Raw genomic sequence first — 12,658 nt, forward strand, 5'->3', positions numbered from 1 at the left:
AAGTTAGTTACTTGCAGGTAACTTACTATGATGAACTCAGCGGTCAAGGGAAGCATCATGGGGCGCTCGGCTTCATGAATGAGTTAAGGTGACCACCTTTGGGGACCTACAGGGCGCTATTTCGCAGAAAACGGCGATCGGGCGCGACATTGGGGAACTACAGGACGCTATTTCACAGTATTAGGCGGAAATTACGCCGAATACCTTGAAATAGCGGCACACAGTTCCCTCTAATCTGGCAGATTAGCCTTCTAGCCACAAATAGCGTCCCCTAGACCCGCTCCGTCCTCCGACAAGCCCATGCCCGATAAACGCGCCGGCTTCCTCCAACAGAAAAACCCAATCCCCAGCCCTTCGGCTTAGAGATCAGGCCATGATCCGTTCAACTTGCCGCTACTTGAGCATTCACTTTCACCAACCGGATTCTCTCGCCCGGGCTTGTAGATAATTGAACGATGTCCTCATAGACGGTTACATCTCCACTAGCTTGCTTGCACACAGCCCCGTGCTCCCATGGATTGTAGAACCTCAACTCAGCACCGGCTTCACTTTCGATCTCCACCCACTGCACTTCGCCGCCCGAAATCGATGCGCTCACCAGAAAAGCTCCAACCGCCCTCAGCGTGGCGAATTCAGCTTCCTGCTCGCTAGGCCAGTTCGGGAACAGGCGAAGAATGCCGTTATAGCTTTGCAGCAGGCACTCATTAATGACGACGGGCAAAGCAAAGTTCTCGAACCAAATACCGACCCTGCGCATAAAATCAAAACTTAACGTGTCGCTGTACCTGCCCCCGGACAGCAGAACACGGTCTGTGCATGTGCCATTAGGCAGCAGGCAGTAACTTATTTGCCGTTTGAATTTTTCCAGGTCTAGATGGCCCATTCGCGCTCCTGCCAGATGGTAGAAAACAAGCTCGTTGCCACCCTCGTTCCGATGATTCAGATAGGAATTGAGCGCGATTTGGTATGCTTCACCTGTTGAGTGAAGACCATGCTCTTCTCCCGGGAAAATCGTCATAATGCCGTTCGGCGTGTTATAGACAACCTCGGCATCCTCTCCTGGCACAGATACGAATACGGTTCCACGCTGTGATTCGGCTGTTGCATATTCAGGAAATTTACTTAAAATCTCTTGCACGCTATCCAGAAGCTCTTCCTCTTGCTTCCCAATACCAAGTATTTCACAAGCCTCCTTAAAAGCGTGAAACACAAATTTCGTCAGTGTCAAATCCACAAGGCAGTCGTAATTTTTCTTAAAACCAGGCGTCAACTCGTACAATTCAGGAACGACAGTAGGGAAAATGTGATAACGGTCATCCCCCCACGCCTCTCCGTGCGTATCCGGCCTGCGCATATAATCCGTCAAAAACAACACAGCTTCCTTAATAGGTGCAAAAGCCCGATTCGCCAGGAAGTCCCGGTCCATCGTGTACAGGTAGTGCCACCAGAGACTCTGTACCGTCCATGGGGTTTCACAGACTTCCCAACCCCAATGCGGCACTGGATAAGGCATAATGTTCATTTCGACAGGGTAGGCGGAATGCGGATAATAGGCTCCTCGCATGCCGTAGTATTCACTCGCCCATTTTCGGCTCACAGGAAGAATATGATCAACCATATTGACGTAAGCCAGATGCTTGTCGACATGGTTACTGGAAAAAGCAAGCCAGAACGGCTGCTGCGTATTGTAGTTCATGTGATAATCGCCATGCCACTCCGAGCCTATGGAACGGTAGCTCCAATTCGCGAACAACCCCGGACATGTCGCTTCGGGTTTGACAGAGCAGTGATAGAAATATAAATTCCAATACCAGATCTGCTCTAGAAATTCATCGCCGAGACTTACGCCTGAACAATTCCAGTACGATGTCCAATTGTTCTCGCAAGCAGCGAAAGCGGTGGAAATCCCTTGCTCCGCAGGCGCTTCCAGTTCAAGCGACCCAACCGCAACGGAACTGTCCAAGCCTTCTGTTAGTTCCACATAAGCAAGGAACGGCGCCGTTTGGAGCAGCTTGGCCTGTACGCCGCCTTTGGTTTCCATAGCCTCGATGTCCTCGGCAACACGAACATCCAAGCGGAACGCTTTGTCCTTGACATCACGCTCATTCCCCTCTGGCGCACAAGGAAGCGTCTGCCTGAAGCTGAGTTGACTCCGCTCAGCCTCTACAGACTGCTGCGCATGCGGCAGCTCCTTCGGCGTATCAGGATCGGGGATGAGCTTGACCCGATCGAACAGTCCGCCGACGTTGCCTTCCGGCGATACAAGCTTCATCCACATCCGATCCGCCTCAGGCTCGATAAACAATTGCAGGGTAGCCTCCCCCGCTTCCAGCTTGAAATATACTTCACAGAGACCATTGTGAATATGTATTTTATGGCCCAGCACTTCCGCATTGCGCCGGTCATAGCCGAGAAGAAGAGAGCCGCACGGCATAGGGCGAGGATAGGGCTTGCTGTAGTTCTCCGCCGACATATCACAGTATTCGCGATACCATTCGTTCTCTCGGAACGTATCCAGATCTTGCGGAATCTGCTTCAATTGCTCGAATACGTCTTGAAAAGTACCGATCTTCTCTTGATTATTCTCTGCAATTCGAATGTCCCACACATTGTTATGTCCAAAATGGATGACAACCGCATCCGGACGGGTTGTGACCACGGCGCCAAGGCCGCCGTTTCCCATCAATGCGCCCTCGAAAAAGTCCGGCGCCGGCTTCTCATAGCTAATGGGGTGCCGCTTCGCTTGCTCATTCCTGTTCATGATTATCCTCTCCCTTGCCTATCATTTGGCAGCGTAAAAGTCCTGTACGACCCTCCGGGCCGTACAGGACCCCCTGCTTTATTTCTTGAATGATTTATCGTAGGATTGCTGCATGATTTCCGTGTATCGTTTGAGGTTTAATTTATTTAAACCGGCTACATAGGCATCCCAATCCTTGTTCAAATCTTTGGCGCCTGTGACGAACTGCAGCGAGTTCTGATCAATGTAGTTTTTAATATTCGTTTTCAGCATAGCGGCTTCGTCAGCAGTTGACGGATCGATCCAGATCGCCCAGTGCGGGAAAACATCTTTTGGCTGCTTGCCATCATACAGATGCGTAGCTTCCTGCAATCTGCGCTCATAGCCCGTTGTGTCATAAATATTCGTAGCGGCTACCCAGCTGTCCCGGAACTCTTTCGGTTGGAAATATTGCGCCATCGCGCCCCAAGACGAGTTGTGCGGTGTTTCTCCTGTCGGCGTTGGAATCGTAGCCAGAAGCGGAGTCGCTGATTTCTCTACAGGAGAATCTCCATCCTTCGGTTTCCGCCAGTCTTTCCCTTCTTCGCCGAAGTGACCGCGAATTTGACCTTCTTGCGTAAACATGTAATCCACTAATTTGATAGCGGCGATTTGAGCTTCCTTGCTTGCTTTATTCGTCAGTACGAAGGTCGCGCCCGGATCGCTCGGATAATTATAAGTTGCAAGCGCCCCATTCGGCCCTGTCAGCGGTGGAACTGGATCATACGTTTTGGAATTATCCGATCCGCCCGTAACAAAAATGTACGGGTGCATAGCGGCACCGGCGCCTAGAATTTGCGAGTCCGCATTATCGCCAATCTTCTTGTAGGCGGTTGCATTTTGCGTGAATGCTCCTTTATCAATTAAGCCGGCGTCATACATGGATTTCACGAACTGCAAGCCTTGCTTCCATTCATCTTTGTTCGCTGCTACATCGACTTTGCCATTGTTCAGCAAAAGGTAAGTGCGATCGTCGTCATAGATAAAACCGTTCATAAAGTAAGGGATGATGTGAACCCCGTAGTCCTCAATAGATCCGCTTAGCGGCACTTCGTCCGCTTTGCCGTTGCCATTCGGGTCCTTTGTTTTAAAGGCCTCCAAAACTTGCTTATATTCATCCAGTGTTTTGGGCATCGTCAAATTCAGCTTTTTCAGCCAGGACGAATTGATCCACATTTTATTCGGATACGAGCAGTGATAACATTCAACCAGTTGCGTTAACCCATAAATTTTGCCATCGGGAGCTGTATTCATCGCCTTGAAGTAAGGGTATTTATCCAACGCCTTTTGTACATTTGGCGCATATTGTTTAATGAGATCGTCCAGCGGAAGAATCACACCCTGCTGTGAGTAACGAAGAATATCGGTCTGTGAAAATTTATCAACCCACGGAATCAGCATGTACAGATCCGGGTAATCGCCGCTGGCCAGTGAGATTTGTCTTTTCTCAGCCGCACCGTCGAATGGAACTGTCTGCCATGAAAATTTAATATTGAATTTCTGCTCAGCCAATTTGGAAAAGCTGTTTGTCGCCAGATCGACATTCGCGTCTTGTTGAGCAAAGATCTTAATTGGAACCGGAGCGCCCGTGCCCTCCGCTGGTTTTGCCGCGCCCGTTGCGCCTGGTGTACTCGTATCCGAAACAGTTGGGGATGTACAAGCTGTGAGAACTAAGCTGATCGTAAGCAGCATTATCCATAATGTTGAAACTGTTTTTTTCAAATGCGCCCTCTCCCTTTCGTTGTCAAATGGTAACCCCTGCATGTGTTTTATCCAAGCTTTCAAGCTCCTTCTCATGTAATCCCGAGCCGCACCACCACCTCTCCTAGGTGTCTCTTATCCTTTCACAGAACCAATCAGCATCCCTTTGACGAAGTAGCGCTGTACAAAAGGATAAATGACCAAAACAGGTAAGCTTGCTATGACAATGAGCGAGTATTTGGTCAAATCGGCAAACTGTTGTCTTCTCAGCTGCTCTGCCGCATCAATATTGCCTGACGCCGCCGAATTGAGAATTAGAATACCGCGAAGAATCAATTGCAACGGATATAAACTTTGTGTTTTCAAATAAATTAAAGCATCAAAGTAAGCGTTCCACTGCCCGATGGCATACATCAAAATCAGCACTGCGATAATCGGTTTGGACAACGGAAGCACAACGCTCCATAGAAAACGGAAATCACTGCAACCATCCATTTCACTTGCTTCCGCCAATTCTTCCGGTATGGAAGACTGAAAAAAAGTCCTGGCAATAATGATTTGCCATACCCAAATGGCTTGCGGGATTAGCAGCGCCCACCTTGTATCGAGCAAACCCAGCTGTTTGACGACCAAATAAGTAGGAATCAGACCGCCGGAGAAAAGCATCGTAAATGTAATGAACATCATCAGCGCACTGCGCCCAAAAAAGGTCCTTCGCGACAGCGGATAAGCCAAAACAATCGTTAACGTTACGCTAATTAATGTGCCGAAGAAGGCATAGAATAACGAGTTTCCATAGCCTTGAAGCACCTGCGGATTGCTTAATACAACCTTGTATCCTACGAATGTTAGGTCTACCGGCCATAACCACACACGTCCGGATGAAACGGCGAGCGGGCTGCTTAAGGATGAGCTGACAATGAAGACTAGCGGGTAAAGAACGACGATCAGTGCGATCCCCAGAAATAGATACACACCCGTCAGAAACAGCCGGTCCCCCGTCGATTCACGAATGCGACGCCCCATCTTGATCATTTGGCGGGTCCTCTCCTTTCTTTTTACCAGAGACTTGTACTAGAAATTCTTTTGGCTATCGCATTAACCAGCAAAAGCAGAATCAAATTAACAACCGAATTGAATAAACCAACTGCCGTAGCGAAGCTGAAATTGGCATTCAACAGCCCGATTTTATAAACATAAGTAGCGATAATCTCAGCGGTTTCGAGATTAAGCGGATTTTGCAGCAAATAAATTTTTTCAAATCCGACGGACATGATGTTTCCTACGCTTAATATCAAAATGATGACGGCAGTGGGCATAATGCCAGGTATATCAATGTGGATTATTTTCTGAAATCGAGAAGCTCCATCGACTTTAGCCGCTTCGTACAGCGACGGGTCCACCCCGGCCAGTGCGGCCAAATAAATGACGGCTGAGTACCCTGCGCCTTGCCATACATCAGACCATACGTAAACACTACGGAACATACTTGGGATGCCAAGAAAGTTAATCGATTCTATACCGAAGCTTTGTAAAATGATATTGATCACGCCTAATCTCGGGGAGAGAAGCAGCATAATCATGGAAACCATGACAACGGTTGAAATGAAGTAAGGCGCGTAGGTGACGAGCTGCACAGCTCTTTTGAAAAAGCCGTTCCGGATTTCGTTTAACGCCAAAGCGAGTAAAATCGGAACGGGAAATCCGATTGCTATCTGATATAAACTAAGGAACAGCGTGTTTTTAATCAACACCCAAAATTGCGGGTTATTGAAGAAGAGATGGAAATGCTTGAGCCCGGCCCAAGGGCTGTGCCAAATCCCTTTGACGACGCTGTAATCCTTGAAAGCGATGACGGCGTTCACCATCGGAATGTACTTAAAGATAAGGAAGTACAGAACAGCCGGTATAATGAGTAAGTAGAACTGCCAGTGCTTCTGAAAGCTCTTGCTCGCCTCCATCCACAACCTGGACTTCTTCTTGGTCACACTCGGAGCGCGTGTTTCTCTGACAGATACGGTATCCAGATCAATCCCTCCTGTTTGGTAGCGCTTTCTATTTATACAAGACCACATTTCCCCCATCAGCGTAAAGGTACATCTCAAAATGATGCGTACATCCGCCGAAAATTGAAAAGGTACACTTGCATTTATCAGGTACAATTCTCAGAAGAGACACCAAACGGCGGGTCCTGATGGATCCCGCCGTTCTATTATTGGCCTTTAAACACTGCGCAGCTTGTACGTTTGACCTGCCTCCGTATCGAAACGGATGACTCCTTCCGTCACACGTTCAAAAGGTACTTGCTTGCCGTCCGATTCAACCGTGAGCGAAGTTTCCTTGGTGCGAATGCGGCAGCTGCCACCTACCTGCACTTCGATCTCCGCTTCCTTAAGAGCGCCGCCCTCCCATGAGAGACCAACGCCTATCGCTCCTCTTGCTCGAAGGCCTTTCACATAGCCATTCGGCCATGCTTCTGGCAAAGCAGGCAGCAAGGCAATCTCGCCGGCATGCGATTGGACCAGCATTTCCGCCACACCGGCGGTAAATCCGAAGTTGCCGTCAATTTGGAAAGGCGGATGCGCATCGAACAGGTTGGCATAGACGCCGCCACGATGATAGTTCGTTGCGTCTTCCTCCACCAGCTGAAGCAGATTGGAAATCAGCTGCAGCGTTCGGTTCCCGTCCTGGAAACGTGCCCATAAGCAGATTTTCCAAGCCAAGCTCCACCCTGTGCCGCCATCCCCGCGCCGCTCCAAGGAATTTCGCGCAGCCTGATACAGCTCCGGCGTTCCCTGCTCCGTCAATTGACGTCCAGGGTAAACACCGAACAAGTGCGACACATGACGATGATGGACATCCTCATCCTCCCAATCCACCGACCATTCCTGAAGCTGGCCGTGCTTGCCGATTTGCATCGGCTTCAACTTCTCTAATGCTGCTGCCATCTCGTCTCTAAGGGACTCATCCTCGGCCAACCTCAATACATCGACAGCCTCGATGCAATTCATAAATAAATCCCAAATCAACGACATATCCATCGTCGTTGCCTGGCTCACACCAGCCTTCTGCCCATCTGCCGTCACAAACTTATGCTCCGGGGACGTGGAAGGCGATGTGATCAAATGGCCGTTTGCGTCAGGATGAAGCCAATCCAGACAGAAAAGCGCTGCTTCTCTCATAATCGGATAAGCGTGCTCACGCAAATATGGCTCATCCTTGGTGAACGCGTAATGTTCCCAAAGATGCTGACTGAGCCATGCCGCCGACAGCGGCCACAGCGCCCATACCGGATCACCTTGTCCATAATCCCCGACTGGCGCTGACTGGCACCAGATGTCTCCGTTATGATGCGCCACCCAGCCACGGCAGCCATAATTCGTTTCAGCCGTTTTCCGCCCATTGGTGGACAAGTTCTGTATGTAGCCGAACAGCGGTTCATGGCATTCGGATAAATGACACGTTTCCGCAAGCCAATAGTTCATCTCCGCATTAATGTTCAACGTCAAATTACTGCTCCACGGCGGTCTTAATTCTTTGTTCCATATGCCCTGGAGATTGGCTGGCTGCGATCCGGCGCGTGAACTTGCAATCAACAAATACCTGCCATATTGAAACAGCAGCTCGACCAGCCCGGCATCCTTCGCCCCATACTGCTTAATTCGCCGGTCCGTTGGCATCCCCTCAGGCGCCTCAGAAGCGCCAAGGTTCAGCTCCACACGATTGAATAACGCCGTGTAATCCTGAATATGAGCTTGCCGTAATTGCTCATAGGATTTGCTCAACGCCTGCTCCAGACGTTCCTCATTCGTGGCGGACATATCGCCGATCTCCCTCGCAGGAGGTTTATCGTATCCTTGAAAGCTGGTTTCCGCGCTGAAGATCAGCGTTACAGCACTGGCTTTTCTAATATGCAAGCCATCATGATCAAGAGCAGCAGCGCCATCTTCCAGACGAACGCCAACTCGCCCTTCAAAGCGCATAGCATCCGTTGTCTCAGGATCTCCGTATAAGACAGGCTCATCCCGGTTGTAATAGTTAGGATCAACATGCTCTGGGCAGATGCCTTGCAAGAAGAGATGCTCGGCCGTCTGGATCGTTCGATACGGATGAGGACTATCCAGTCGAGCAGTGAAATTCAAAGCGCCTGGAGCGCTTGCTTCAAGACGAATCACAATGACTTGATCCGGAAATGAAGCAAACATCTCGCGTTTATACACGATTTCCCCAATGCGATATTCCACCTTGGTGATGGCATTCGTCAAATCCAGATTGCGCTCATAGGCGCGAACCACGCCCCCATGGAGAAACTTCAAATAAAGATCGCCTAGCGGCATATAGGATTGATTGTATGGCCCCATCATCCCCTTGCCCTTCTTGTCCGCTTCCTCATAGCGGCCCTCGGCAAGGAGTTCGCGAACTTCCGCCAGAACATTCTTCGCATTCGGATTGTTTCCGTCAACTGGCCCACGGCCTGACCAAAGCGTATCTTCATTCAGCTGCAAATGCTCGACTTCCGGTTCGCCGAAAACCATGGCCCCGAGACGACCGTTCCCGATAGGAAGCGCTTCCGTCCATGCCTTGGCGTAGCTTTGATAACGTAATTTCATGGCAAACAGCTCCTTTTACAAGTAAAATCATGCTCACTCCAACTACATCACAAAATGACCTTCCGCAATAAGGACATTACTAAGGTACTTTTGAATAAAACAAACATTAATTAACCGTTTTTCGGTAAAAGCTTGGGGAAACGCCCGATACGCGCTTGAAAGCTCTCCGGAACGCATGCGCGCTATTATAGCCGACATATTGCGAGATTTCATCAATCGTATGTTGGCTGTTAAACAGAAGATCCGTCGCTTTTTTAATCCGGATTTTCTCTAAATAATCCGATAAGTTTTCTCCAGTGTGATCCTTAAATAACTGTGAAATGTACTTTTCCGGCAGCTCGACATCAACCGATATCTTATACAGATTTAAATCAGAGTCTGAATAATGTTCATCGAGGAAACCCACAATTTTGTTGATCATTTCCCCCGTACTATCCTCTTTTTTCTTAAGCACTCTACTGCAGAACGCTTCGAGCAGCTCAAGAATGTCATTGCGGAAACGATCGAGACTAGCGGAGAGCTGCAAATGCTCAATTCGCGCTTTCAGCCCTTGTGACACCGCTTGATCAGTGAATGGACTATGCTGCAGCAGCTTAAAGAACGTCCCTTTCAACTCGCCGAATAATTGCTGAACCATCTCCGCCGATAGCTGCCGTTCTGTAAAGTTCTGTGCCAACAGCTGTTCAAAAATGCGGTGAACCTCCTGCAGCTCGCCGATCTTGACCGCATTCAGCATCCGCAGCTCCATATCAATCGGATAGTAATAACTCGTTGATTCCTTAATCACATCCCGGTACCAGATCGTTTCCGCCTCTTCCGCAAAGACCGAATAATCAAGCGCGCCTCTCGCTTCCTCAAAGGAGCGGCTGCTATCGGAAAGGGACTGGAAGCTGCCGCCAATGGCAACCGTCATTTGAATCCGGTACTCCTCTTTCACATATTCTCTCAATTGTTCAAACAATCCGGACAAATGAACCGTCATATCCTCCCCTTCCAATTGGACGTCTTCTTCCTTCAGCGTCATCAGCATGGCGATTTTATCTGAGTCGATATCCGTTACATTAAATTGAAAAACACTGCTTAAATCAACCAGACATTTTTTGATCAAAAGCCTTGCCGCATTCAGCTCGTGAATAATTTCTTGGCTGACCAGACCGCTATAGCCATTAATCCGAATGATTGCTACATGACCGGTTTCATTTTTTAAATTCATGCTTGGCAGCGAGTGCATTAATGTCTGGACTTCCTGCAGAGAATCAAACTCCCCTTTCAATAGCCGCTTTACAAAAGCATCCTCTAATAAAGGCAGCTGGCGCTTAAGCTCCTCTTCCAAAAAACGCTGACTGGCTAACAAATCGGAAATATTTCCTTGCAGAAAATCAAAGGCATTTTTCCCTTTGTACCCACCTTGACCAATTTGTTCCCGGAAAACGGAAACAATTCGATTGATGGGAGCACTGTTCCTGTAGGCAAATAATAAGGCAGCCACAATCCCTAACAATAACGTTGAAATGGTGATCGTCCAAGTTACCTTGGCAATGAATACCGACTGCTTCAAAACGATGCTTTTGGGCAAGCCGACAACATACACCCAACCGTTATAGGTTGATCTCGAGGAAATAAGCAGCGTTTCACCTTCGACAATGTTCCCGGGTTGTTGACCGATCATCTGCGGGATATTCATCGCTTGAATTTGGGCATCGTCAATGCCGACTCTGGCAATCGGATGACCGTCCTTATCGCTGATATAAGCCCAGCCCCCATACTGCTGCGGAATGCGTTCCAGCATTTTGGCGATTTCATTCTCATCAATCAAAATAACGGCCGTACCGAGTGAATGCTGAAAGCTATCGAACGGAATCGACTGCAAATAGGTAATGACGTTGCTTTTCTTCCCATTACCGATAAACGGCTTTGACGGCAGCGTTTCCCTGCGATGAATACTGCCAAGTAGCCCCTGCTTCCACTGGACTGGATCTACATCCTCGTAATGATACAGGTCAAAGTAATCATCAGGGCGCACATACACACCGGATGGCGTAAAAATAGCATGATAATTGTTCAAATAAATGTAGAAATCCTCCAGAAAAGTGTTCGTCAAGCTGTAAGCCGCCGTATTCCGCCATGATTTCCATAGGGCATAAACATCGTAGTGATCGACATCCACTTGCTGATTCAGCACATAGTTCAGTTCCTGGTCCAACGACAGTTGTCTTGTGATGTTTTCGACTTCTTCCATTCTGCGATCTAAGACGTCTTTGCTTTGGTTCAGCATCATTGCGCTTGCTTCAAGTGAGCTAGACTTAATAATGTCCGAAGAAACATAATAGGAGATGAACCCCGTCACCATCGGAATAAACAGGATGAGCACATAGGAAACAAGAAAACTTCTGAAAATGGGGGAATGCTCCAGCTTCAGATTCGAAGTTAGCTTCATCACAACTTGTTCACCTCATCTATTTGTAGGAGCTCAACTACGTAAGCGTTTTCATTTCACCTTCTATCATAAAATAAAAGCTAGATTTTGTCTGTCGAAATTAGGCGGCCGGCTAAAATCCAAGACGGGCCGGTTCTGATGCCAAAAAGAGCCTCCAGAGACTTTTATCTGACGAAAATGGTTCTTTTCGACTGAGATAGGTGTCTCTGGGGCTCTTTTTTTCCCGATTTTTAAACGATTACCCGTTAAAGCTGTCGCGCCACTTCAATAGTTTCTTTTCCAGAATCCGTACCAAGGAATCGGAACCTTTGCCTACGAAGGCAAAGATCAAAATCCCTACAAACACAATCGCCGTCTGCGAGAACTGTCTGGCATCCAGAATCAAATAACCGACTCCCTCGCTTGACCCCATGAGCTCAGCTACGACCAACCCTAACCAAGCAACGCCGATCGAAAGCCGTAAGCCAAGCAAAATATTCGGCAGCGCCGCCGGCAGGACCAGCTTCGTAATTTGTTTAAACTTACTGAACTCCAGCACCCGGGCGACATCGAACAACTTGGAATCCACGTTCCGAATCCCCAGGAAAGTCTGCACATACAGCGGGAAAAACGCTCCTTTCGCAATAAGCAGCACTTTGGAGAACTCGCCAAATCCAAACCAGAGAATAAATAGCGGCGTGATGGCCAAATGCGGGATCGTCCGCAGCATCTGAACAGAAGGATCAACCGTCTGCTCGAATTTGCGGAACAAACCTACCAGCAGGCCAAATGCCAGCCCTAAACTGCCGCCAATCAGAAAGCCGACAGCCGCACGCCAAATACTGATTTTCACATGCTTGAAAAGCTCTCCGCTAATGAGCAAGTCATAAAAGGCCTGCCAAATCGCATACGGCGTAGGCAGCAAAGTTTTGGACACAACGCCTAATGAACCGAAAATTTGCCATAGGATTAAGACAGTCAGCGGCAAAATGCTCCCTCGGACAACGAGCTCCCATTTGGCTTCTTTCCTTTGCGGCTTTGAAAGGTTCGGCTGTTCGGACGAAATAGGCGGTTCCGCTGCCTTCGGCCGGGATATGGGCTGATTTTTTGCAACAATAACTTCTGCTTGACTCATCGCTGCTCCCTCACTTT

General features: G+C 48.6%; 7 protein-coding genes. All 7 read right to left on the bottom strand.

Annotated features, from left to right (window positions below; genetic code table 11):
* Positions 1–382: 382 nt before the first annotated feature.
* On the bottom strand, positions 383–2,761 hold the full coding sequence (locus RQP52_RS30045) for a glycosyl hydrolase family 95 catalytic domain-containing protein (RefSeq protein WP_315955237.1): 2,379 nt from the start codon (positions 2,759–2,761) through the stop codon (positions 383–385).
* Positions 2,762–2,839: 78 nt separating this feature from the next.
* The gene (locus RQP52_RS30050) at positions 2,840–4,501 is read right to left on the bottom strand and encodes a type 2 periplasmic-binding domain-containing protein (RefSeq protein ID WP_379172296.1); all 1,662 of its coding nucleotides are present in this window, start codon (positions 4,499–4,501) and stop codon (positions 2,840–2,842) included.
* A gap of 114 nt (positions 4,502–4,615) precedes the next feature.
* Complete coding sequence (locus RQP52_RS30055) at positions 4,616–5,515, bottom strand: carbohydrate ABC transporter permease (protein WP_127456723.1); 900 nt, start codon at positions 5,513–5,515, stop codon at positions 4,616–4,618.
* 23 nt (positions 5,516–5,538) lie between these two features.
* Positions 5,539–6,393 carry an ABC transporter permease gene (locus RQP52_RS30060; protein WP_127456771.1) on the bottom strand — a complete coding sequence of 285 codons (855 nt, stop codon included), beginning with the start codon at positions 6,391–6,393 and terminating at the stop codon, positions 5,539–5,541.
* A gap of 309 nt (positions 6,394–6,702) precedes the next feature.
* On the bottom strand, positions 6,703–9,090 hold the full coding sequence (locus RQP52_RS30065; RefSeq protein WP_315955239.1) for a glycoside hydrolase family 95 protein: 2,388 nt from the start codon (positions 9,088–9,090) through the stop codon (positions 6,703–6,705).
* Positions 9,091–9,196: 106 nt separating this feature from the next.
* Positions 9,197–11,527 (bottom strand): helix-turn-helix domain-containing protein, encoded by a 2,331-nt coding sequence (locus RQP52_RS30070; RefSeq protein ID WP_315955324.1) that lies wholly within the window; start codon positions 11,525–11,527, stop codon positions 9,197–9,199.
* Between the two features lie 238 nt (positions 11,528–11,765).
* Positions 11,766–12,641 (bottom strand): ABC transporter permease, encoded by an 876-nt coding sequence (locus tag RQP52_RS30075; protein WP_315955240.1) that lies wholly within the window; start codon positions 12,639–12,641, stop codon positions 11,766–11,768.
* Positions 12,642–12,658 lie beyond the last annotated feature (17 nt).

Source organism: Paenibacillus violae (genome assembly GCF_032461945.1).
Lineage (GTDB): Bacteria > Bacillota > Bacilli > Paenibacillales > NBRC-103111 > Paenibacillus_E > Paenibacillus_E violae.